Raw genomic sequence first — 23733 nt, forward strand, 5'->3', positions numbered from 1 at the left:
TCCATGCAGGAGAGTACGCCAGACGGCGCGTTCGGATTTGCAGGGCATTACACCGGAAGCGAAAGCGGTCGGTTTTTTGGCTCTGTCGGATCCAGCTGGTTGTCTCAGCGCACGAGCAGGTCGAATTTGAGGACGATGAGCTGAAAGGCGTTCGCCGGACAGGCGAGGAGCGATGATTGCCCCTGTTGACTGTTGTGGCCGGCGAACGTCGAAATGGCTGCTGAGGTCTCAGGCTCTGCGCGAACGCCCTTCACCCATATCGGGACGGGTCCCGTCCGGAGCGCGAAGCCCGCGATGCTTGCTCGCGAAGACCCATTCGACATTGCCGGGCTCGAATGGGCGCCGCGGATTGCGGAGCTCGAGCCGGCGCTCGGACAGGCTGCGCGGCAGGGTGTCGATCATGTCGTTGATGAAGGCATCGAGGCTTTCCTTCCACCTGGACGCGACCGATACGTCGACGCCGCCGTAACGATGGAAGTCGGGATGCGTGCGGGAGTAGCAGGCAGCGATCATCCAGGCGTGCTGCTGCTTTAGAAAACGGTCTTTGATTGTCATTCGCAGTCTTTTTCATTCCTTGGCGCCATCGACGACATCGGCTTCGGGGCGGTCGCCTCCGATCGACCGGTCCGTCGTGCACGTGCCGCCTGCACGCTGATATGTGATTTCCGCATCCTGGCGGCCACCGAGTTGTTGTCGCTCTGCGGCGTCTTGGGCCGCTGCCGGTGCTTCTTCGAGTTGGGAAGATTTCCGGCCAGACATTGCCCAGGCGGTGGGCCCAGGCGCCATCATGTTCGGCGAGGTGCTACCTAGTCGACATCGTTTCTTCCTTCAAGGATTTTTCGCAACAATCTTCGCAGCCGGGCCGGTTTGTGGGAAGGCCGGCATATTGAGCGCATGTACCGGGCCATGGAGATCCGCTTGTTCCGCGTCGCGTGGCCTGTGTGAAGCTGGATTCAATATGTCAGGGGAGCTTGCGCTGGCGCGGAACGCTTCATAGGCTCACTGCGTTGATGGATTCGTTCAACGCATTTCAATAGGAAGCCCATGCGCGCTCAGTCGAAGCCGTTCGTCGTCGAAATCAAAACATCCCGCCGCACCGATCGCCGCCAGTCGGAATCAATCTGGGGAAATCTCGATCTCGCTGCTGTTGCCGAAGAAGTGGCCGAAGACGTTCCGCATTCCACGACGGCCTCAACTGCCGATGCGAAAAAGGCGGACAAAGGCCTTTTCGATGTTGTCTATCAGCCCTTACGTTGAAGCTCGCAGCCTGTAAGCCAAAGCCGGCGCAAGGTCGACCTTTTGCCGGCGGCTGTGACCAGGCCCGCTATACTGCAACGCGGCTCGTTGATGCCATGAGGTTACGCCGGATTAAAGGCCATCCCTTTGCGCTTGGCGTTGGAATAGCCCCGCGACGTGCACTTACGAGGCGGCCGTTCGAGGCGGTGCGCCTCCAGCGCGAACGGTCGCTTCCATTAGGACTTCCCAAGTATCACCGTTGCTCGCGACGCAGCTTGAGGCTGGCAACGACAAAGGGCGCCTCCACGCCGTTCGACCGGAAGATTTGATAGTCTCCGTCCATTCAGTTTTTGGAAATTTGCTTATGCGACTATATTTCCCAGGTCAGAGGAACCCGTCAATGGCAAGGAAGGCATGCGTAGGACTACTGTTCGCGTCGCTTGCATTTGGCTGCTCGACGGTCGAGCCGCTCGATATGGCGGCAACGACCCAGTCGGCTCCTGCACTAGCCAAGCTCAGTGACCAGTCGATCATTGCGGACAAGGTTAGGCAAGGTGAATTCGGAGTGGCTCCCCTTGCTTGGTCCAATCCGGATACCGGCAGCGCTGGCGTGATTGAAGATATCGGGCCAGCCGAATCATCCGGCAGCCATTGCAGGACTTTCATCACCACACGTCGAACGCTCGCTGGCGAGTTTCGCTTCAATGGGATCGCGTGTCCGTCCGATGATAGTAAGTGGAAGCTCAGGTGATCTGTTCGTCTGGGTAGTTTCCAGGATGCTGATGACTCAGGCAGATGGTGGAGGGGCGCGAGAGTTCTCTTAGCAGCTTCGGAGCAATTGGAAGCCCGCGAAGTGGCATTCTCATTCCCGATTCCAGCCGTTCAGATTGTTTCACCATTTGTTGGGATAGGCATTTTCCAGGCGCAAAGCGCCTGGAAATATCAGTTCTAAGTGGCTGGGTGGAGCCTTGCTTTATGTCGGGTCGATTCTTGTTTTGCCGGGTCGGACGTTCAAACGGCCAACCCAACCAACATCAACCGACCCAAGAAGGACCGACCGAACGAACCGACGACAAACAACCCACTGCTCCCTACAGCTCAAGAGCACCCACTGGTACTTCCGCACGTGTCGCACTTCTCGCAGGTGCCATTCCGCACCATCGTGAAGTTCTGGCACTCCGAGCACATATTGCCCGTGTAGCCCTGCATGATCGATCGCGCCCGGCGTTCGGATTCGAGCTTTTTGGCTTCCGTCTTGGCCGATGCGGCGTCGGCGGCTGCCTTGTCGGAGAACAAGGCGGTTGCCTGCTGCTGGCTTTCGCTGGCGATCTCTTCGCTGACTTCCTCGCCGTTCTCTTCTGCCAGTTCCTTGGCACGCTCCTCGTATTCGCGCTTGAATGCGACGATTTCCGACGTCGAGATGGCGACCGTCGTTTCCAGCTTCCGGGCGGCACTTCCGGCAAAGGGAGTAACCGTTCCGCCGGAGGAGGCGCGGGCAGGGGCTGCAGTGGCGGAGCCCTTCGGCTCGCCTGATGCCTGGCGCTCGTTGCCCGATACCAGCGTAGGCTTGTAGCCGCGGGTCCAGCCGGTGGAAACCAGGTTGGTCTTGCCTTCCTGGATACCCTTGCCGAGTGCTGTGTTCGAGAAGTCCGACGTATCGACATGCGCCAGATCGTGGCGGCCGAGGTAGGAAACGGCGAGTTCGCGGAACACGTAGTCGAGGATCGAGGTTGCGTTCTTGATTGCGTCGTTGCCGATGACGATGCCGGCCGGTTCGAACTTGGTGAAGGTGAAGGCCTCCACATACTCTTCAAGCGGCACGCCGTACTGAAGGCCGAGCGAGATGGCGATCGCGAAGTTGTTCATCATCGCACGGAAGGCAGCACCTTCCTTGTGCATGTCGATGAAGATCTCGCCGATGCGGCCGTCGCCGAATTCGCCGGTGCGCAGATACACCTTGTGTCCGCCCACGGCGGCCTTCTGGGTATAGCCCTGGCGGCGGTTCGGCAGCTTCTCACGCTCGCGGGTGACGCGTTCGACCACGCGCTCGATGATCTTTTCGGTGATCGTGACGGCCTGTGCGGCGACCGGTTGCTGCAGCAGATCGTCCAGCGCGTCCTCGTCATTCTCGTCTTCGATCAGCGAGGCGTTCAGCGGCTGCGACAGCTTGGAGCCGTCGCGGTAAAGCGCGTTTGCCTTGAGGCCGAGCCTCCAGGAGAGCATGTAGGCGCTCTTGCAATCGTCGACTGTCGCATCGTTGGGCATGTTGATGGTCTTGGAGATCGCACCCGAGATGAACGGTTGGGCGGCCGCCATCATGCGGATGTGGCTGTCGACGGAGAGATATCGCTTGCCGATCTTGCCGCACGGGTTGGCGCAATCGAACACGGCTAGGTGTTCGTTCTTCAGGAACGGCGCGCCTTCCAGCGTCATCGCACCGCAAACGTGCACGTTTGCCGCCTCGATGTCCTTCTTGGCGAAGCCGAGATGATCGAGCAGGTTGAAGCTCATGTCGCCGAGCTGTTCTTCGGTGACCTTGAGTGTATTCTTCAGGAAGTCGGTGCCGAGCGTCCACTGGTTGAAGACGAATTTGATGTCGAAGGCTTGCTTGAGTGCGCCGTTGACGGCTTCGATCTTCTCGTCGGTGAAGCCCTTGGTCTTCAGCGATCCGGGGTTGACGGCCGGTGCCTGGTTCAGGTTGCCGTGGCCGACAGCGTAGGCTTCGATCTCCGCGATTTGGCTTTCCGAATAGCCGAGCGTGCGCAGCGCTTCCGGAACGGCGCGGTTGATGATCTTGAAGTAGCCGCCGCCGGCGAGCTTCTTGAACTTTACCAGTGCGAAGTCGGGCTCGATGCCTGTCGTGTCGCAATCCATGACGAGGCCAATCGTGCCGGTCGGCGCAATAACGGTTGCCTGCGCATTGCGATAGCCGTGCTTTTCACCGAGCTCGATCGCCTTGTCCCAGGCAGCCTTGGCATGGGTGGCAAGATCCTGATCCGGGTTTTCGGAGTGGATCAGCGCGACCGGATTGATCGACAGCCCCTCATAGCCCGTCGTCTCACCATAGGCTGCGCGGCGATGGTTGCGCATGACGCGCAGCATGTTCTCGCGGTTCGGTGCGAAGTTCTTGAACGGCCCGAGTTCGGATGCCATTTCGGCCGAGGTCGCATAGGCGATACCGGTCATGATGGCCGTCAGAGAACCGGCGATCGCACGCGCTTCGTCGCTGTCGTAAGGAATGCCCGACGACATCAGGAGACCGCCGATGTTGGCATAGCCGAGGCCGAGCGTGCGGTATTCGTAGGAGCGTTCCGCAATCTGGCGCGAGGGGAACTGCGCCATCATCACGGACACTTCGAGAACGACCGTCCACAGGCGAACGGCGTGCTCGTAGTCGGTGATGTTGATGCGCTTCGTGGCTGCATCCTTAAACTGCAGAAGGTTCAGCGAAGCAAGGTTGCAGGCCGTATCGTCGAGGAACATGTATTCCGAGCACGGGTTGGAGGCGCGGATCGGGCCTTCTGCCGGGCTGGTGTGCCAGTCGTTCATCGTCGTGTTGAAGTGCAGGCCCGGATCTGCCGATGCCCAGGCGGCGTAGGAGATCGACTCCCAGAGGTCGCGGGCCTTCAACGTCTTCATGACCTTGCCGTCCTTGCGGGCGGTGAGGTTCCAGTCGCCATCGTTTTCGACGGCGCGCAGGAAGTCGTCCTTTATTGAAACCGAGTTGTTGGAATTCTGGCCGGATACAGTGAGGTATGCTTCCGAATCCCAATCCGTGTCGTAGGTCTTGAACTCCAGGTCCTTATAGCCCTGGCGAGCGAACTGGATGACGCGACCGATGTAGTTTTCCGGAACCTGGTCCTTCTTGGCAGCACGGATTTCGCGCTTTAGGGCAGGGTTCTTGTTCGGATCGTAGCAATCGCCATCATCACCGCCCTCGCAGTTGACGCAGGCTTTCATGATTGCCTTCAGATGCTTAGAAACCACCTTGGAGCCGGTGACGAGCGCGGCAACCTTCTGCTCTTCCTTCACCTTCCAGTTGATGTATTCCTCGATGTCGGGATGGTCGATATCGACCACCACCATCTTGGCCGCACGGCGCGTCGTTCCACCCGATTTGATGGCGCCGGCTGCACGGTCGCCAATTTTCAGAAAGCTCATCAGGCCGGAGGAACGGCCGCCGCCCGAGAGCTTTTCGCCTTCGCCGCGGAGGTAGGAGAAATTGGAGCCGGTGCCGGAGCCGTATTTGAAGAGGCGCGCTTCGCGAACCCAGAGATCCATGATGCCGCCTTCGTTGACGAGGTCGTCTTCGACGGATTGGATGAAGCAGGCGTGCGGCTGCGGATGTTCGTAGGCCGACTTCGACTTGGTCAGCTTGCCCGTGAAGGGATCGACATAGAAGTGCCCCTGGCCGGGGCCGTCGATGCCGTAGGCCCAGTGCATGCCGGTGTTGAACCACTGCGGCGAGTTCGGAGCGACGCGCTGCGTGGCGAGCATGTAGGCGAGTTCGTCGCGGAAAGCAGAGGCATCTTCCTCGGACGAGAAGTAGCCGCCCTTCCAGCCCCAGTAGGTCCAGGTGCCGGCAAGGCGATCGAAGACCTGGCGCGCATCGGTTTCCGAACCGTATTGCTGATCCTTCGGCAGCTCCTTCAGCGCCACTTCATCAGCAACCGAACGCCACAGGAAGGAAGGAACGTCGTTTTCCTCGACCTTCTTCAGCCTGGCCGGAACACCTGCCTTGCGGAAATACTTCTGCGCCAGAATGTCGGCCGCGACCTGCGAAAACTGCGCGGGAACGTCGATGTTCTCGAGGCGGAAGACGATCGAACCGTCAGGGTTCTTGATCTCGCTGGTTGCCTTGCGGAACTCAACAGCCGCGTAAGCGCTCTGATCTGCCTTCGTAAAACGGCGTTCTATGCGCATTTGCCTTAACCTCTAGCTCGCGCGCCCCGTCCCCGTCGACCAAGGCGCAAGTTTCTACATCCGGCGACGCCGGGATGGGCGCAGCCAGTTCTCGTTTCCGTACGGTCACAGGGGTGTCATCCGGAGATGTTCATCCTGTATCTTGTGGTGATGATGGCTGCAAACACTAAATATAGCATTAACAGCTTATTTTCGCCAGCCCCGGATGTCGCTTGCTTGCAGGTCAAAAATCGCGCACACCCCCCAAGCGGTCATCCCGTCATGGATGTAACGCCCTGATTCCACGCTCGATTTTTGATAAGAACCGGCCTCGTTGTTTCCGGTCCAGCTGCCGCCGCAACATCGGATCCCATTAAGTTGAAAGGAGACGATTCCGTCAAGGGGTTGTTCTTAAGGAAGTGTTCACCACAAGATATTGTGGATCTCCCTGTGGACACTGGGGAAAAGCGAGTCGTCAAAGAATTTCAATAGCTTGTCGCCCTGTGCGCAAGCCAAATCCGAATTGGCGATTAAATTACTCTATTTTAGAGATTTGGCAGTGGCGTTTACGGTCCAAATACGCATGCCGATTCGTTCGCTCCACGTCCGCTCAAAGCGCATCGATTGCGATGGTCACCGTCGCTGTCCCGACAGGCGTTCCGTCGTCCCCGCGGATCATGAAACTTGCCTGCGTTTCCAGCAGTTGCGTGACATCGTCGCGTTCTGCGCGGTCGATGAAGACGTCGTCCGAACCCCTGGCAATCGTCTTTAGGAACTTGTCTTCGTCGCCCTGCCAATAATCGGTGGTGATGGTGCTTTGGCCGACGTTGAGGCCGTGGCGGTCGGTTACAAATATCTCGACAATCGCTCCCTGCGCCTCATCTTGCTTCGACTTGAGATAGAGCGACACCGGGCTGCGGAGCAGCTCCTTCACCATCTGGAATTTGCCGGTCGCGATTTCAGTGCGGTAAGTGTTGTCCAGCACACGGATGTCCATCTCGCTGACATTGCCGAACCTGCTGTTCTGCGCCGCGATGGCATTCCGTACGATCGCCTCGGAAACGATCGGCTTGATGTGCTTCTCGACGTATGCCCGCACCACGGAGACATAAGCGGGCTCAGCGGAGACGGCGCAGGGGTACAATTGAAGGCAAAAGATCAAAGCAGCAACAATGCCGACGAATCGCCAACAGGTCATATTTATTCCAGCGTCGCGTCTGCGACCTTGCTTCTGCATCTTGGTGGTCGACCGGTTCGGTCAAGCCCACCGTCTGGTCTATAATAAGTCGGACGGCTTTGGCCTGATAGCGGATTTCTGTATTTTAGTGAACGAAGATTTTCACAATTTGAAATTGCGTCAATGGACTGAGCTCAGCCTCGGTCGCCCTTGGCAATCGGCTCCTGATATGTGAAGCCCATGTCCCATGGGAAATAGATCCAAGTATCCTGGCTTACTTCGGTAACAAAGGTATCGATTGTCGGAACACCTTGCGGCTTGGCATAGACGCAAGCGAAGTGTGCCTTGGGCAGCAGCGTGCGAACCTCGGACGCGGTCTTGCCGGTGTCCGTGAGATCGTCGATAACCAGAACCGCTTCGCCGCCGTCGGCCAGAAGTTCCGATGCGATCCCTTTCAGAAGCATCATCTCTCCTTGGTTCACGTAGTCGTGATAGGATGCGACGCAAACGGTTTCGATCAGGCGGATGTTCAGTTCGCGCGAGATGATGGCGGCAGGTACCAGGCCGCCGCGCGTGATGCAGACGATTGCCTTGAAGTCGCGCTTGAGGCCGGCAAGCCGCCAGGCGAGCGCCCGCGCGTCACGGTGGAACTGATCCCAGGAAACAGGGAAGGCTTTATCGGGAAGGGACATGGGCTTGCTCCGCGCATGAATAATGACACGCCGTTTGCCGGCGGCCGGACGCACTTCCACGCACTCTGTCAAACGCAAATCGCGCAGCCGGAACTGCGCGATGGAGGGACCAGGCCGGAGTTCGTCGTCGGTCGCCGCAATTAGCGGAATTTGGCTGCAAAACGCAAGCCCTCCGCACATCTTATCGCGATAACAGCGTCAACGCTGTCATCGATTGGAGCAAGCTTTTCGTCGTGCCGCCGAAAATCATCTGCCATAGCCGCGAATGCGTGTAGGCCCCCATGACGAGCAGATCGATGCTACTGTCCGAAAGGCGGTTTTCGATGACCGTGGCGGCATGTTTGTCCTGGCTCGTCGCCGTCGCCAGTGTTGCTTTCACCCCGTGGCGGGCGAGTGTCGCTGCTATTTCTGCGCCTGCGACGGCTGCCGATTGTAGCGTATTGTCTACCGGATCGACTGAAAACACCTCCACTTCGTCGGCCGCCTTCAGGATCGGCAGGGCGTCGAACGTCGCACGCGCTGCCTCTTTCGAGCCGTTCCATGCAACAAGGACACGCTTGATCGGCTTCGGCTTGCGGATGATGAAGGGGATCATCAGAACGGGACGGCCACTGTCCAGAAGGAAGTTGTCCACATCCACGTGACTGTCTGACGGCTTAGCGGGGTCGGCTTGGGAGGCAATCAGCAGGTCTGCGCTGCGGGCGCTTTCGATCAGCGGTGCGGATCCATAGCCGGCCGACGAGGTCTGGCTGCGCCATTCGAAAGAGACGCCTTCCAGCTCAGCCTTTCGGCGGACGATCCGCTCGATCTCCACGGTCTCCGCATGCGCCATATCCTGCAGTGCTTGAACCGCGACCGGATCCGGTATCTCCATGGGTGCGACGAGCGGCACGACGGCGATCGTCTCCGCATGCAGCCCGATCACGTGAGCATTGGTCTCGGCCGCGATGGCGAAGGCAAAATCTGCAACGGCGCTGCAGTTGTCGGCAGTATCGAGAATTGCCAGAATCGTTTTGTAGGACATGTGTTTCTCCTCGTGCGGATAGAATCGGCTCTAAGATAAGCAATGCTCGTTGCAGTCGATTGTTTCCTTGACTGAGATCATGTGGCGGTGACGGCTCCGGGGGAAAGCCTACGCCTCCGCCGAATGATTTTCGAGCGTTTCCCGCCCAGCTCGAATCGCGTCGATCATCGCCTGAACGTCAGCGCCGGCAGCGTCGATGACATCCTGCGACCGGCCGCGAACGACGATCTCGGTCGAGAATTTCTGGCCGACATAGCGCGGATAAGAGCCGATGCTCGTGTCTGGATGAGCCTTTTGGATTTCGCCTAGCGGCGTGCCGATATCACCTTCGCCAAAGGGGCAGGAAATCGCCAGCGAAAGCACGGGGGTGCCAGTGCGCAGGGTAGGGATGACGGCATCGACCATGGCCTGAAACACCTGCGGCACGCCGGCCATGACGTGCACGTTGCCGATGACAAAGCCGGGTGCCGTCGAAACAGGGTTGGGAATATGACGTGCTCCAACGGGCATGCGGGCCATCCGCGTGCGTGCATCGGTGAACTCGAGTTCGCGGCGCTTGTACATTTCGCCGAGCAGGATCATGGCCTCTTCATTGTATTCGCAGGCCACCCCGAAAGCCTTTGAAACGGCATCGGCAGTGATGTCGTCGTGCGTGGGGCCGATCCCGCCGGATGTAAAGACATAATCATGCTTCGTGCGGAGGGCATTGAGGGCATCGACGATCGCGTCCTCGTCATCACCGACGATCCTGACTTCCTTGAGGTCTATGCCGGCCAGAAGCAGCATATCGGCGAGATGGCCGATGTTCTTGTCCTTGGTGCGGCCGGAAAGAAGTTCGTCGCCGATGGCAAGAATGGCTGCGGTCACTATCTGTTGGGTCATTGCAGGTCTCTGTCTTTTCTCATTGTTCGGCAGCGAATTTATATCAAATAGGGCAGACGGGAAGCCCATGCGTTGGCTTGCGAAAAAGTGAATGCAAGTCGAGAAACGTGCAATTTGATTGAACAGTCCGTTTCTGCTGGCGTGACTGGCAGCGTGCGATCCGCTGCGATAGCTATGGCTCCAGCGCACCAAGCGTAGCGAGGCATTCTTTATGATACCGGAGTTCATCAAACGGATTCTATTCGGCGCGCCAACTCCGGCGCCCTCCACACCACAGAAAAAGGAAACTGCGAAAATGGCTAAGGTTCTGGTACTTTACTATTCGTCCTACGGTCACATTGAAACGATGGCATACGCCGTTGCTGAGGGCGCGAAGTCGGCAGGAGCCGAGGTTGTCGTCAAGCGCGTACCGGAGCTTGTTCCGGAAGAGGTTGCCAAGGCTTCCCACTTCAAGATCGATCAAGCCGCTCCGATTGCGACAGTTGATGAACTTGCGGAATACGACGCAATCATCATCGGCGCCGGCACCCGCTTCGGCACGGTCGCCTCGCAGATGCGCAATTTCTGGGATCAGACGGGCGGCCTCTGGTTCGCTGGAAAGCTGGTCGGCAAGGTCGGATCGGCCTTCACTTCTTCTGCGACGCAGCACGGCGGCCAAGAATCCACCATCCTCGGTTTCATCCCGACCTTCCTGCATCAGGGCATGGTGGTTGTCGGTCTACCCTACGCCTTCCAGGGCCAGATGGGTACGGAAGAAGTCAAGGGCGGCTCGCCCTACGGCGCTTCGACGATCACCAACGGTGACGGCTCGCGTCAGCCGTCGGCAATCGAGCTGGAAGCAGCCAAGTACCAGGGCGCACACGTCGCCAAGATCGCAGCAAAGCTGACCTAAGCCGATTCTCGCCGAAGTTTAAAAGCGTGGCCTTGCGGTCGCGCTTTTTCATGCGACGTGCAAGATGCCTCTGGGATCAGAGGTCGATGTTTAAGGACGATCGCCTCGTCGGCGCGTCATCCATAAAGCTCACGGAGTTTGGCGGTGTAGACGAGGAGCGGTACACCGAATACCGCAAGCACGATCAAAAATCCCGTGCCTGCTCGAAATAGCCTGAGGCGCCGTGTTTTCGCGCCATCCCAATCGTAAACCATCGCCTTACTCCCACAAGACAAGCTTTACAAATTACACGCCAGAAACCGCAGCTTCCTTGGCTGCGGCATACAAACACATTCTCACGTTGTAATAAAGCGATCTTGTTGCGAGCAAGCGCCCTTGTCACAGCTAAAGCGCGATGACTGCGCGACAGTCTCCAGGAAGATCACTGCAGGACTGGTGCGGGCGGCGGGGGTCGAACCCGCACAGATTGCTCCGAGGGATTTTAAGTCCTTCGGCCCCGCATACCTCACGTAGCCTGAGATTTCCTAAAAGCCTTGTATCGTCGGGATTTCCGTCGTACGAGAGGTAATAAAGGGTAGCGTGGATACACCACGAGGTATGCGTTTCGTGCCCCCTGATGTGCCCCCCGAATCTCATGGGAAATTTCGATGCCACTTCTCAGCCAAGATTTCGTTACCCGCTACAAGCTGCCACCGGAGAAGACCGACGCGGAGCTTCGCGACACCAAGCTCACAGGGTTCTGGATGCGGGTTCGTCGCCGCTCGGATGGGACACTTGCGAAAGCATTCATGATCGACCATCTGGTCGCACTTCCGGATGGTCGCAAGGTCCGCCGCAAGGTCTCGATCGGCGATGCGACGCTCTTTCACGCCGACAAAGCTCGTCTCGAGGCGCAGCGGTTGCTTCAAGCGGTAAAACGGGGTGATGACCCCCGTGGTGAGCGCGCGGCGCGTAAAGCCCGCGTCACGTTCGATACGCTGGTCGAGCAGTACCGTGAAAAGCGGCTTTCGCGGCGCAAGCCAGCTACCCGCAAGGACTACGAGGGACGCATCCGCCGTGTCCTGCTGCCATACTTCAAGGGCCGCTTCGCCGACGATGTGACAACAGCGATGGTGATCGACTGTCATCACAAGCACCGTCACACGCCGACCGAAGCCAATCGAGCGCTGGCAGTGCTCTCCGCCATGATGCAGTTCGCCATTAGCCAGGGTATCAGGCGGGACAATCCCTGCCTTGGAGTCGAGCGCTATTCGGAGAATGCCAAGGATACATGGCTGAACGAGCAGGAACTGCCGAAATTTCTCATGACATTGACCGAGATCGAGACGCCTGTCGGGGAGCTTCTTCGGTTTCTGGCCGTCACCGGCTGGCGCATTTCCGAGGCGAGGTTGCTCGATTGGGCCGATGTCGATCTCCCACGCATGCTCGTGCGCTTGCCCGACAGTAAGGTCGGTGCGATCGATCGGCCGCTTTCGGCTGACGCCGCCATGATCGTTGACCGGCAGCCGCATCGGAGCGGCTTCGTTTTCTCGACAAGCGATGGTCGCCGCCCAGTCGACTACAAGCAGGTGAGAAATGACCTCTCGGCGGTCTGCAAGAAGGCGGAGGTGGCTCGACTTACGCCGCACGGCTTGAGACATACGTTTGCCACATGGGCGGCATTGGCGGGCGCAAGTGCGCATGAACTGCGCGAGGCCGGGGGCTGGCGGACGCTGGCGATGACGAACCGGTATGTCAGCCGTGCCGAAACCCTCGGCCGGGCAGGGGCGGAGAAGGCGGCCAGGGCCATTAACATCTTCGCCAGGCCCAATGCCGAGGTAGTGAAGATCAAATCCTGATCGCGAGGTGCAACGCATGTGGCTTGATGACAAGGGCAACGAAATCGATGTCGGCAATCTCAACGCTATCTTTGCCGCTATCGAGCACACTACCCGCCGCGCGCCATTTGAGATACCGCCAAGGTTCAGACGAGATAGACACGAAATAGCTGCGCTGCCCATCAAGAGGAGACGGGAACGATATTTTCCCCGTCTTGTTCTTCGCTATGCAATCGATCGGATTAAACGCGGCTACAGGATCCGCAAAAAGGTCAACAGCGCACAATGGGCAACCATCAATCGGCGGATAGCGCGCATCGACAAATATTTGCATGCCCTTCGCAAGCTTTTGCCGAAACACAAGGAAACGGATGAAGATCAATTAGCCGACGCCGATGCAATTGACATCTGGTGTTCAGAAGCCCTTCCGGAATTGAGCGCGTTTCTCCATTCAGACGAGGCAAGCATCGCCACCCTCCTTGGCGGTAAGGCGATCGAGCGCGAAGCACCTCAAAGCGCACGGGATTGGTTTGTTCTTCAACTGGCGAAGGTGTTTAAGAACTATCTGGGAGCGGAGCCGACCACCGCGTGGGATGAACACAAAAGTCAGTACTACAGCACCCCCTTCACCTCTTTCGTGCTTGAGGTCGCAAAAGAGGTCGGGATCGATATTGCCCTCTCGACAATCCACCGAGCTATGACGGAAAAGCCCGGTAACGTGCACCGCCGACAGGGGAAGAGGCGAAACGGCGGTGCATTATCAAGGCGTCGGAAATTGCTATAGATAGATAGACACGTTCTTTTGTTAGCTGAGGTGTCTGCAATGCCGGCCAATATCGTCGAAACCGAAACCTCCCAGCTCTTCGAGCGCCGGATGCGCTATCACCAGGGGAAGGGCCATCGCGGGGCCGACCTGTTCCTAGCGCTCGCCGGCGACCCGGAACTTCCCTCGCACATGGACGAGTCCACCACCGCCGCGATTTTGAACGTGTTACCGGCCACGCTAAAGGCCCGCCGTCGGAAGCAAATGCCGCCGCCCTTCACCTATTTGCTGGGCCGGAAAAAGCCGCACTACGGTACGCCAAGCATCTGCCACATGCTGGCCAGCAACACGTGTGAGGGCCGCAATGGCAAATAAAAACCCCGGGGACCGTCCTTGAATAAGGCCTTCTAGACGCGTTCCGCGTAGGAACGCCAAGAGTCGCATCATACCGCTGCCAACATTGAAACCGCCACGCGTGCGTGATGGTAGCGGCTCCGTGCATCTCATTTGAACGGATGGATTGTACGGCGAATTCACGCGCGTGGCTACCTGTGAAAGGAAGCAGCATGCTGACCTTACTAAGAACCGATGGCCGCTACCGCGCGGTACTCGACGTCGGCACCCTGTCAAAAGGAATCGCACGATGAAAAATATGGATTTCGACACGTACTACTCGCCTGACCATTACACTGGAAACTACCTGAAGGACTTGTTTGATGCCGAGGGAACCAAAGAACTCGTCCTGAAAATCGCTTCCATTGATGCTGAAGCATTCAGCGACGCCAAAAACCCGCAGTGGGTCCTGAGCTTCGGCGCCGGAATACCGAAACTGCGCATCAAGCCTGCCATTGGCAGAGCTCTCCGGCAAAGCCTTGGCCCGAAATCCGCAGACTGGATCGGCAAATGCATCGCCCTTTCCGTCGAGCCGATCGAATGGGAGGACAGCTCGACCGGCGAAAAGAAGTCGGGGTCTACGATCAAAGCAAGGTCCGTCGGCGATGGCGAAGCGGCAAGCCTGCCGACACCGCCGCGGAACGATTCTCTCGATGACGACATCCCCTTCTAGGGTCGGAGGGTTTGATGCTACCGCTCCTGCCGCTCGCCGACACCGAGAGACTGAGGAAACTGATCCTCATGTTGTCATCGGACAATGAAGGCGAGCGGCAGGTCGCGGTATCGAAAATCGGCCAGCTTCTTATCCGTTGCAATCTGGATTGGCACGACCTCGCGGCCGTTTTGACCGCAAGCGCAACGGCGTCGGGCGATCCGGCTTGTCCGCAGAACAAGGTGAAACCGGCGCAGGATGGCCACTATCGGATCGCCGACGCTGACCTTCTGGATGTGATTGCCGCAATCCGCGAAGGCGCGCCATTGGACGGCTACCAGCGCCGTTTTCTCGAAAGCATGGAAGACCGGGCGGCGCGCTATGCCGTCGTTTTCCTGTCACCAAAGCAGTTCGCATACCTGACAGGGCTCTGGAAGGAGATGTAAGCCAATGCTGCAAGTCGCGCTCGATTACATCTCTCGCAGGTGGGCCCCGATCCCAGTTCAGCCGCGAAGCAAGAAACCGGCTTTTGCAAAATGGCAGACGACTGTAATCGACGCGACGAACGCCGCCCGCTTCTTCGACAAACCCAATCTCAATGTTGGTGTAATCCTGGGCAGCAGCAGCGCGGGGCTCGTCGACATCGATCTCGACCGGCCGGAAGCGCGCACGTGCGCGCCCTATTTTTTACCGCCGACGGGCGCGCTCTTCGGCCGTCCAGGCGCAATGGACAGCCATTGGCTTTACGTCTCCGATCTCGCCAGCGACCCGCAGATCACGGTGGCGACCGTCAAGTTTACCGATCCTGACGAAACTGACCTGAAGCAGGCGACCTTGCTCGAGGTCAGGATCGGCGGCGTCGCCGGGGCGCAAACCGTCGTTCCGCCGTCCGTTCACGAGAGCGGGGAAAGGATATCCTGGAGCAACGCCGGCCTTCACGATCCTACCGTGATCGAAGGCATCGAGCTCCTCACCAAAGCGCGACGCCTTGCGGCGGCATCCTTATTGGCGAAACACTGGCCTCAGGGAAGTGGCATGCATAACGTCGCAATATTGATTGGGGGCTGCCTTGCGCGTGCCGGCTTTACAACGCCCGAGGTAGGCGTTTTCATCGAAGCCGTCTGTCGCGCGGCTGGCGATCCGGACGTCAAGGATCGCAAGAGAACGGCCGAGGACGCTGCCGACACGCTCCGGCGCGGCGGCAAGGCGCAAGGGCTTCCTACGCTGGAGAAGGTGTTTGGCAGGACGATCGCCGACCGACTGAGCGACTGGCTCGACCTGAAACGCGGCACGCAAGCGCACACGTCCGCGACCTCCGCAGTGGATCGCCCAACGATCAGGCTCGGCACAAATATCTCGAAGACGGCCGAGGCGACTGAAGCGGCGATGGTGGGGGCTGGCCTCGAAATATATTCGCGCGATACGCTGCTCGTCCGCCCATATGTCGTCGCCGATGGCAGGACGCGCACCGGACGATTTCTTCCTGTCACCACGGCCTACCTGCGAATGACGATGGACGAGGCAGCGGACTTCGAGCGGTTCGACGCACGGGCAAGGGACTACGTCCCCGCAAAGCCACCGGCCGAGGTCGCAGAAGTCATTATCGATCGGGCGGGGCGCTGGTTGTTCCCGCCAGTGCGCGGCATCATCATGGCGCCGTCATTGCGGCCGGATGGGTCGCTGCTGGCGACGAAGGGCTACGATCCCCAGACCAAGCTCTATCTCCTCGATCCGCCGCCGATGCCAACCATACCCGACAGGCCGAGCCTCGATGAGGCAAAAGCCTCTCTGGACCTGCTCGCCAATATATTGAGCGAATTCCCACTCGTTGGCCTGGAGGATTTCTCCGTCGGCCTCTCGGCGCTGATATCGCCGGTGCTGCGCCCGGCGCTCGGACGCGTCCCAATGCACGCGATCACAGCTCCCGATATCGGCAGTGGCAAAAGCTATCTTGCTCATTGCTGCAGCGTGCTTGCCACGGGCCATCCCGCTTCGATCATCACCACGGGCAAAGACGAAGCCGAGATGGAAAAACGACTTGGAACCGCTTTGATCGACGGCATGCCATTTGTCTTGATCGACAACGTTTCGTCCGTACTCAAGGGTGATTTTCTTTGCGCGGCGATTGACCAGCCGCGGTTGTCGATCCGACTGCTCGGACACTCGAAGTCGGTGCAGGTCGAGCCGCACGCGGTCATCTTCGTGACCGGGAACAATCTGAGGATTAGCGGCGATGTGATCAGGCGCACGATCACATGCCAGCTCAATCCGGGCGTGGAAAACGCCTACGAAAGAACCTTCGAAACCAGCCCACTGACGATGATCGCCGCTGACAGGGGAAAGTACATCGCCGCCGCGCTTATCGCCTGCCGTGGCTTTCTCCTGTCCGGTCTGAAGCCGGTTAGTCCGCCGCTCGCCGGGTTTGAGGAGTGGTCGAACGTCATTCGCTCGACCATCGTCGGACTAGGCTATGCCGACCCGGTCCGGACGATCAGCGCGCTGCGCGAAAATGATCCCGAACGCGAGAGGTTCGGCCAAGTCATCGACGCATGGTATGCCACCTTTGAGGGGAGGGAGGTTACGGCTTCCGGCGTCATTGCGCTCGCCATCGAGAAAGACAGCTCGAACCATCTTCTCCGAACCGACCTACACGACGCTTTGATGGCGGTGGCCAAGGAACGCAATGGAACCGTCTTGAGCACTCAGAGGCTTGGGGAGTGGCTGCGCTCTAATCAAAACAGAATACTTAATGGGCGGGTTTTCCGACGCGGCGCCAAGACTCAAAGCGGAGTTCTTTGGCGGCTCGAACAAGCCTGACGGCATGACTGTATGACGCTCACTCTACTCACTTCTCAAGAAGATGTAAGAAAGAGAAAAGATGATAATATAGGGATAGTAGGTGGAGCGGGCGTCACTTCGTCATGCCGTCATTAGATGCTGCCCATGCTGTGGCAGGAAGAAAACGTCTCCTCCTCCCGTTATATACGCGGGATGGTATTCCGATGGCTGGGAACCCTACAAAGTCGCTTACTTGGCGCAATTTCTTGGACGGGGTATTGTGGTATCATGACACCGCTTTCTAACCAGCGACACGAAGCCTTCGCACGCCTCATCAGCAGGGGAGAAGCTGCGTCCAGAGCCTATGGCGCGATCTATCACGTCACGGGAAACAATGCGGAGGCTGCCGCCTCTCGCTTGTTAAGAAACGTCAAGGTGAGCGAGCGCATCAGAGAACTGAAGGGTTTGGCGGCCAAACGGAGCGAGAAAACGGTGGCCAGCCTGGTTGAGGATCTCGACGAAATCATCGCGTTTGCAAGGCAATGCGGCAATCCGGCCGCGATGGTTAGCGCCGTCAACAGCCAGGCGCGGCTGCTTGGGCTGATGGTCGATAAGTCGGAGGTGACTGTTGCTCATCGCCCGGCGCCATTGCCGACCCGACTGCTCGAATTGAGCGAAGACGAGTGGCGAGCGCAATTCGGCTCTGGAACCGGCCCACGGCCCGCGCTGACCGACCAAGGGAAGCGGCCGAAGGCGCAGAAGCAGCTTAACGGCCACATCCGTCCTGAGCCCGTCGCCCGTCTTGAGCCGATCGGCAGCGGAGTGATCGAGCTTGACTGAGTCCTGGCGAGCAGCGGTCACCCGCGAGGGCATCGTTGCCGAGCTGCGGAGGCTGGCCGATCTGGCGGAGGCGGCCGGTGATCGGGCGGTCGCCGTGCGGGCATTGAAGTTAGCTTCGCGCATCGAGCGCTCCTGTCCGCCACATCCAGTTCCGCCCTCGCAGGAGTACCAACTCGAACTGGCCAGGCTCGAGCGAGGAAATGCCACCATCCACTGAGGTCCGTCGCTTTTCGCTGGTATCCAGTTGCCCGTTATTGTATCGCTTTCTTGAGAAACAGACACGTAGAACGGAGCTGATGCGTTGAACGGCAAGGGATGTATTAAGGCTGTGGCCTATCTCCGGACCTCCAGTTCGGCCAATGTCGGGGCGGACAAGGACAGCGAGCGGAGGCAGCGCGAGGCGATCAATGCCTTCGCGAAGGCCGCTGGCTACGATGTCGTGGACACCTACTACGACGCCGCCGTTTCCGGTGCAGATCCAATCGAGACGCGACCCGGATTTGCCGCCTTGCTCGACCGCATCGAGAGCAACGGCGTCCGGACTGTGATTATCGAGGATGCCAGCCGCTTCGCCCGCGACTTGGTTACTCAAGAGCTTGGTATTATCGCGCTCACCGCCCGAGGGGTGACCGTGCTGACGTCGTCGGGCGACGATCTCACCAATACCGACGACCCCTTCAAGGTCGCGATGCGGCAGATCGCTGGAGCATTTGCTCAACTGGAGAAGGCGCGTTTGGTTGCAAAGCTGCGCGGTGCCCGTGAGCGCAAGCGCCGCGAGACCGGTAGGAAGGTCGAAGGCCGGAAGAACTACGCCGAGATGGAGGGCGGCGCTGACATGGTGGCCCTTGCGAAGAAGCTTCATCGCTATCCGGCCAACGGCAAGAAGCTGTCGCTTGGTGAGATCTCCGATGCGCTGGCCGTGGCTGGCTACCGCTCCACCAGCGGGACGCCCTACACCCGGACGGCAGTCTCCCGCATGATCGCCCGCCAGAAGGGCGGTGCGACGTGAGCAGGATCGGCAGCAAGATGGGGTGGGAGCTGGAGGACAAGGCGTGAGCGACAACGGAGACAGGATCACCACCGGCGAGATGCTGCTGCTCACCGAGTGGGTGCTGCAGGCGGGGCAGATGCTCGAGCTGGTCGACCTGTTGATCCTCGAGGCCGAGGAGAACGACAAGGTGACGCAGTGCAGGCGGCTAAACGACCTGCGCGCAGCCGTCCGGCTGATCGATGAGAGCGGCCTCAACCTGTTGACCGGGGAATTCTCGTCATAGGCGGGCAGGGGGGGGCCAGCCCCGGGGGTCTTCGGCAGGCGGGGTGTGGGGTGGCAAAAGGGTCCCCTACAATCCACCTACCCCGGCATTTTAGCGAGGCTTTGAGATCCAGTTGAAACGCTCAGGATCCTGGGAAAAGAGGAAGGCAGATATTCGTTTTCTTTCCTCTTCCGACACCCGGGCCAGCACAGCTCGAATATCCTGATCGACGGAGAAGCGTTCAGCCCCACGCGCTTCAGCCTTGCGGTACCACTCGTGTCCAGAGGTCAGGTCGCCATGCTGCAATGATACGGCGCCCAGCAGTGTACATGGACGGTAGTCGTCAGGTGTCAGGTCATGGGCTTGTAATCCGAGCTCCCTCGCTTCGACAAACCGCTTGAGATCACGGAACGCGCCGCCTCGTGTCGTCAGAAGGGCCGAGCGGATTTTCGGGGGGGTCCTACAAGCATGTGCTGATGCCGTTTCGGTGATGGCGACTGCCTGTTCCGGCTCATTCGCCTTCCGCCAGAGCGAGCTTGCATTGATCGCCGCCCAAGGGTCGCCAGTCTTGTTCCATTCCGTGGTTAGTGCCTCGGCCTCAATGCGGTGGTAAGCAATTCGCAGTTCCTCGGTCAAATAGCACTCAGGCTGCGAGGATATCCAGGCAAATTCCTCGGGCGAGATGCGCTTACCGCTATCGACGCATTTTAGGAGTTTCATCACCCGTGGATAGTGTTCGGGCTCGACATAGCCGACGCCATATTTCCTTCGGAGATCCCTTGCTTCCCGGCGGCGGCGTAGACGAGGATCATTCTCCATCTTCTCAAAGTTGGCCTTGCTGGCCGCCTCGAGCTGAGCAGCCCGTTCCGCCACTGCTGTCCTTTCTCGTTCAGCGTTCGCCTTCGCCGTGACCATGCGTTTCGAACGCTCGTGGGCTGATCGGGTTCTAAACTCTTCAGAAGTGATCGTGCCGACGGCGAGATCATGCAAGGCTGCCAAACCCGCCTGCTGCAACCACACAAGGGAGACTTCGGTCAACGCTTCGCCGTCATTCATGCGGGCAATAATGCCATGCAACCGCGTGCCGGACCGCGTTGCGGCGGGCAAGTCATCAACCAGGTACCGCTCGGCCAGTGCTGATGGAGATACCGATTGCATCATCATTCCTGTGTTTAGCGAGATGCGCGCATTTATGAGCAAAGACAGCGCCTCGCGCAATCCAAAGGTCTGTTCCTCCTTTGAAACTTCTTCGGCGGATGATGCAGAGGAATAGAACACCTACGTGATGCCGCAGGCGCTGTTATGGCCGGTTAGCGGCGCCAAACCGAAGGAATGGCTATTTCGCGAATGCTCGCGCGAGGCCGAGAAGAAAGGCGATGGATCGCGCGGTAGGTGAGGCCATGCTCCTTCCATAGCTGGCGAGGCCGCTCGGGAGCGTGTCCTAACGCTTTGACTTTGTCGCCCCGACACCCGCCATGTTGGTCGAAATCTTAGCCTTTCCCGTGCAGGTCAGCCCCGAAACAGTAAGCCTCGGGAGCCGCTCATCAGTTGCAATCCGTGTTGACGCTATTGCCCATTGAGTAGCTATGGCAGTGAATACTGTTGTTGCTTCTGCTGAAGGCTTCGGCGCGGCGAGCCTGCTGCTCCGAATATTGCTGACTAGCTTCGCCAAGGGCTGTGAAGAACGCACGCGCAGCCTGACGATTGTGTTCGCGCGTTGCCACTTCGCGACGTGCCTCATGGTTGATGCAATTGTTGAAGACGGCATCGCCTTCGCGTTTGTATGGCATGCAGCTGGCAGCGATCTTGGTTGCGACGACGCGTTCCTGTCCGTAGGACAGGCGGTCGATCGGCGTTGTCTCGCAGCCAGCGAGGGCAGCGAGCAGCGCGATTGCGCAAAGTTTTTTATGCATAGTTTTGCTCCGAGTAATGGTGTGCTACCCAGCCCGCGCCGCGATATGTGAAAGGTGCGACCGCTCAAAGGCGGACAGTGGCATCTACTTATTGCGGCCCGTCATACAAAATTGGGAAACATCCGGCTTGCGGGGTTCAGCCAAAAATTTGCGCGTAGCTGCCACAAGGCTCAGAGTGCGAGAATCCGGGGCGCGTTGGGCAGCGCGGGGCCGCCTGGACCACCAATGGAACGCAACTTCACCAGGCGCTGGGGCAAGCTCTCGCCATGGGTCTCTTCGGCAGGCGGGGGGCTGAACAAGGGGCGGCGCTGGCGGCGACATAGAAGCGTGGCAAGAAACTCGGCGGTTACCGCGAAGGTGAGCTGAAGAAGGCAATGGCAAACGGACGAAGACTGCCGACAAGCAGGCCAAGAAGTTTGCGAAGGTCATCCTGCCGCTGAAGCAGAAAGGGCTGGCGCTAAAGGCCATCGCCGAGCGCCTCAACGAGATGGGACAATGACTGTTCGCGGTGGCATCTGGGAAGCCAAGGCTGTCTCGAGGGTGCTCGAGCGGACTGCCCGAGGTCGATGAAGAGGACGCCGAAACCAGAAAGGACGCGATTTCTCCCGTCTCCACTGCCGATCACTGGGCCGCCCGTGAGATCGAGTAGGCGAGGCAAAGCTGGAACGGTACAGTGCCAGGTATGATTGCGATTGGCCTGACGGTCTATACCACTGACCATTTGATCGGTTGTCTATGCTATATGAACCCCGGGCGCGTAAATCAAACGGGGCTCCGACATTCGGCTTTTTTGTAATGATTCAGTAGCCCCTGTAGGATGCTTCACGCTCCTCGTCCAGATGGTCGTCATACAGTTCTTCCCATGTCTTCTGCCGCTGCGGCTCATGGTAATAGTCCTGAAGCAGCACCTTGCTGATGGGCCAAATCCCCAAAAAAAAGAGCACGAAAAACATTCCGACAATTCCCTTAAGAGTGTCAAGCCATGATGTTTCACCATATTTTAGCCGATGATAAAGCATAAAGGCGAGCGCTATGGCGGCCGTAATAGCCGTCGCCATAATCGTTGATTGGTGCATCACAGCCCCTTCGTTTAAAAACTGGTCAGTTACTTATCCAGCGGCATTGAACAAGCTCGACGGGTCGTCGGCTATGGTCGCATGGCCTTTGCGCTGATTTGCCATCGGTCCTCCTCCATGTCGGCACGGACCGTATTCAGCTTGGCAAATGCTGACCTGAGAAAGTCTCGCTGCTGATCTGGCGACCAACTGTGGCGATTCCAACTCCCTCAATCGACGTTGGCGTCTGACCACAATACAATGGCAGGCGAAAGCAAATATCTGCTTACTGGTAATCATTCTCAGCGAGGCGTCTCAGGTGCCTTGGCTGCGAAAATCGAACAGTTTTTTGCCTTGTTTGTCGACGGCCGCAACTTCGCAGCCAATGCGCAGGAGTGATCATGCGTCCTATGTTTCCTTATTTCCTGTTGGAGGTGCTGTTCATTTCTTGCCGTGTCCGGAAGAGAGCCCGCAGGAGGAGGAAGATGAAAGATCGCGACATTTGAGGATGAGATGATCGCCTTCGGATCAACGGCGCCTTGAGGTCTCAGCGGTGGCAGTCGGCGCCGCCGCCCGCCGGGGGGGTTCCGGCAGGCGGGGTGGGGTTGGCAAAAAGGGTCCCCTACAATCTACGCACCCGGCATTTTGAAACCGCGGGCCTCATGAAAGCCCAGCGGTGGGTATCACAGATCGACCGTTCGCAGCCGATGAGCGATGTCAGGGAGGGAATCGTCGACCAGAAGCTGGTGATTTCAGTCGATGCTGTGGTTATCGCCGAAGTGCGCCCACACAAAGACGGTAAGCATGATGCAGATCCAGAAAGGCAGGAATTCGGCGAATTTGGAGACGAGAAGTCTTACATCGAAAATGATCCTGTTGGGAGCGGGAGCATTTTAGGGATCTTTACCGGTGCCCAGGCACCGATACACTTCAGTTCTATGTATGTACTGCCTTTGTGCGCCCGTATATTAGAGAGTTACTTTGGCTTCATCATAAGACTGCAGCAACGCTCTATCAAGGGGCCCGCCCCAGCCCATCTTTATAAAATCACCACGGGGACCCAGCCACCCCGCCATTTCATAAAATGCACCACGGGGACCCAGGCAGCCGGTTATACCTTTCTGTCAAAAGGTTATAACTCAGATGGTACGCACCTTACGGAACCAGTGATAGCAAGCGGTGAGCACGGACGCCAAAGCGGCGAGTGCCACTGCGGCGAGGAGAAGGGATACCCAATCTGCCATCCCCTGACCGAAGAAGAGAAACAAAACGCCAACTTCGATGAGTGCGAACGCTAGGCCGAGATACATAAACGCGAGGGTGGACTCTTCCTTATATGCCACGTCGTCTGCCTTAAGCCGCTGCCACGTCGCAGCTTCTCTGGTCGTCAAAAACCTGCCAATAAAATATACAGCCGCCAGAAGCCACGCCCCGCCAATCAATCCCATTTTGAGCCCCTTAACC

Annotated in this window: 24 protein-coding genes and 1 pseudogene; 15 read left to right on the forward strand and 10 right to left on the reverse strand. The window is 58.5% G+C overall.

Translation table 11 applies throughout. From position 1 onward, the window contains the following. Positions 1-228 precede the first annotated feature (228 nt). The gene (locus AC1D2R_RS29990; RefSeq protein ID WP_477973219.1) at positions 229-555 is read right to left on the reverse strand and encodes a hypothetical protein; all 327 of its coding nucleotides are present in this window, start codon (positions 553-555) and stop codon (positions 229-231) included. Between the two features lie 12 nt (positions 556-567). Next, the gene (locus AC1D2R_RS29995) at positions 568-786 is read right to left on the reverse strand and encodes a hypothetical protein (protein ID WP_477973221.1); all 219 of its coding nucleotides are present in this window, start codon (positions 784-786) and stop codon (positions 568-570) included. A 258-nt stretch (positions 787-1044) separates the two neighbouring features. Here AC1D2R_RS29995 and AC1D2R_RS30000 point away from each other — a divergent pair, with 258 nt between their 5' ends. Then, positions 1045-1257 carry a hypothetical protein gene (locus AC1D2R_RS30000; RefSeq protein WP_477973223.1) on the forward strand — a complete coding sequence of 71 codons (213 nt, stop codon included), beginning with the start codon at positions 1045-1047 and terminating at the stop codon, positions 1255-1257. Positions 1258-1711: 454 nt separating this feature from the next. After that, positions 1712-1987 carry an RT0821/Lpp0805 family surface protein gene (locus AC1D2R_RS30005; protein ID WP_477973255.1) on the forward strand — a complete coding sequence of 92 codons (276 nt, stop codon included), beginning with the start codon at positions 1712-1714 and terminating at the stop codon, positions 1985-1987. A gap of 347 nt (positions 1988-2334) precedes the next feature. On the opposite strand, the gene AC1D2R_RS30010 is transcribed toward AC1D2R_RS30005, so the two are convergent. The 5 genes from AC1D2R_RS30010 to AC1D2R_RS30030 form a co-directional block, all read right to left on the reverse strand. Continuing rightward, positions 2335-6159 (reverse strand): vitamin B12-dependent ribonucleotide reductase, encoded by a 3825-nt coding sequence (locus AC1D2R_RS30010; protein WP_477973225.1) that lies wholly within the window; start codon positions 6157-6159, stop codon positions 2335-2337. Between the two features lie 589 nt (positions 6160-6748). After that, positions 6749-7336: a hypothetical protein gene (locus AC1D2R_RS30015; RefSeq protein ID WP_477973227.1), complete on the reverse strand. Its 588-nt coding sequence runs from the start codon at positions 7334-7336 to the stop codon at positions 6749-6751. A gap of 173 nt (positions 7337-7509) precedes the next feature. After that, a complete protein-coding gene (gene gpt, locus AC1D2R_RS30020) occupies positions 7510-8007 on the reverse strand; it encodes a xanthine phosphoribosyltransferase (protein ID WP_477973228.1) in 498 nt (165 codons plus the stop codon). Positions 8008-8188: 181 nt separating this feature from the next. Then, complete coding sequence (locus AC1D2R_RS30025) at positions 8189-9031, reverse strand: universal stress protein (protein WP_477973230.1); 843 nt, start codon at positions 9029-9031, stop codon at positions 8189-8191. A gap of 108 nt (positions 9032-9139) precedes the next feature. Further along, the gene (locus AC1D2R_RS30030) at positions 9140-9913 is read right to left on the reverse strand and encodes a competence/damage-inducible protein A (protein ID WP_477973232.1); all 774 of its coding nucleotides are present in this window, start codon (positions 9911-9913) and stop codon (positions 9140-9142) included. Positions 9914-10208: 295 nt separating this feature from the next. Here AC1D2R_RS30030 and wrbA point away from each other — a divergent pair, with 295 nt between their 5' ends. The 11 genes from wrbA to AC1D2R_RS30085 all read left to right on the forward strand — a co-directional run bounded on the left by wrbA (position 10209) and on the right by AC1D2R_RS30085 (position 19322). Next, the gene (gene wrbA / locus AC1D2R_RS30035) at positions 10209-10805 is read left to right on the forward strand and encodes an NAD(P)H:quinone oxidoreductase type IV (RefSeq protein WP_477973234.1); all 597 of its coding nucleotides are present in this window, start codon (positions 10209-10211) and stop codon (positions 10803-10805) included. Between the two features lie 647 nt (positions 10806-11452). Further along, entirely contained in the window at positions 11453-12643 is a 1191-nt protein-coding gene (locus tag AC1D2R_RS30040; protein WP_477973236.1) for a tyrosine-type recombinase/integrase, read from the forward strand. 16 nt (positions 12644-12659) lie between these two features. After that, a complete protein-coding gene (locus tag AC1D2R_RS30045; RefSeq protein ID WP_477973238.1) occupies positions 12660-13406 on the forward strand; it encodes a hypothetical protein in 747 nt (248 codons plus the stop codon). A gap of 39 nt (positions 13407-13445) precedes the next feature. After that, positions 13446-13760, forward strand: coding sequence for a hypothetical protein (locus tag AC1D2R_RS30050; RefSeq protein WP_477973240.1), 315 nt, complete (start codon positions 13446-13448; stop codon positions 13758-13760). A 268-nt stretch (positions 13761-14028) separates the two neighbouring features. Next, on the forward strand, positions 14029-14451 hold the full coding sequence (locus AC1D2R_RS30055; protein ID WP_477973242.1) for a hypothetical protein: 423 nt from the start codon (positions 14029-14031) through the stop codon (positions 14449-14451). Positions 14452-14465: 14 nt separating this feature from the next. Further along, positions 14466-14876, forward strand: a complete 411-nt coding sequence (locus tag AC1D2R_RS30060) for a hypothetical protein (RefSeq protein ID WP_477973243.1) — start codon at positions 14466-14468, stop codon at positions 14874-14876. A gap of 4 nt (positions 14877-14880) precedes the next feature. Beyond that, complete coding sequence (locus AC1D2R_RS30065) at positions 14881-17247, forward strand: bifunctional DNA primase/polymerase (protein WP_477973245.1); 2367 nt, start codon at positions 14881-14883, stop codon at positions 17245-17247. Positions 17248-17496: 249 nt separating this feature from the next. After that, positions 17497-18048 (forward strand): terminase small subunit, encoded by a 552-nt coding sequence (locus AC1D2R_RS30070; protein WP_477973246.1) that lies wholly within the window; start codon positions 17497-17499, stop codon positions 18046-18048. Continuing rightward, positions 18041-18265, forward strand: coding sequence for a hypothetical protein (locus AC1D2R_RS30075; protein WP_477973247.1), 225 nt, complete (start codon positions 18041-18043; stop codon positions 18263-18265). Before AC1D2R_RS30070 ends, AC1D2R_RS30075 begins: the two co-directional genes overlap by 8 nt. Positions 18266-18349: 84 nt before the next feature. Next, positions 18350-19057, forward strand: coding sequence for a recombinase family protein (locus AC1D2R_RS30080; RefSeq protein WP_477973248.1), 708 nt, complete (start codon positions 18350-18352; stop codon positions 19055-19057). Positions 19058-19100: 43 nt separating this feature from the next. After that, positions 19101-19322: a hypothetical protein gene (locus tag AC1D2R_RS30085; protein WP_477973249.1), complete on the forward strand. Its 222-nt coding sequence runs from the start codon at positions 19101-19103 to the stop codon at positions 19320-19322. 90 nt (positions 19323-19412) lie between these two features. On the opposite strand, the gene AC1D2R_RS30090 is transcribed toward AC1D2R_RS30085, so the two are convergent. Then, a complete protein-coding gene (locus AC1D2R_RS30090; RefSeq protein ID WP_477973251.1) occupies positions 19413-20579 on the reverse strand; it encodes a hypothetical protein in 1167 nt (388 codons plus the stop codon). A gap of 314 nt (positions 20580-20893) precedes the next feature. On the opposite strand from AC1D2R_RS30090, the gene AC1D2R_RS30095 reads away from it, so the two are divergent. Then, on the forward strand, positions 20894-21265 hold the full coding sequence (locus tag AC1D2R_RS30095; RefSeq protein ID WP_477973252.1) for a hypothetical protein: 372 nt from the start codon (positions 20894-20896) through the stop codon (positions 21263-21265). Between the two features lie 749 nt (positions 21266-22014). Here the strand turns inward: AC1D2R_RS30095 and AC1D2R_RS30100 are convergent. Continuing rightward, positions 22015-22290, reverse strand: coding sequence for a hypothetical protein (locus tag AC1D2R_RS30100; RefSeq protein WP_477973253.1), 276 nt, complete (start codon positions 22288-22290; stop codon positions 22015-22017). A gap of 240 nt (positions 22291-22530) precedes the next feature. On the opposite strand from AC1D2R_RS30100, the gene AC1D2R_RS30105 reads away from it, so the two are divergent. Then, the gene (locus AC1D2R_RS30105) at positions 22531-22668 is read left to right on the forward strand and encodes a hypothetical protein (RefSeq protein WP_477973254.1); all 138 of its coding nucleotides are present in this window, start codon (positions 22531-22533) and stop codon (positions 22666-22668) included. A gap of 740 nt (positions 22669-23408) precedes the next feature. On the opposite strand, the pseudogene AC1D2R_RS30110 reads toward AC1D2R_RS30105, so the two are convergent. After that, a pseudogene (locus AC1D2R_RS30110) lies at positions 23409-23733 on the reverse strand (hypothetical protein); the annotation flags it as partial.

Source organism: Rhizobium sp. P1_C7 (genome assembly GCF_056406295.1).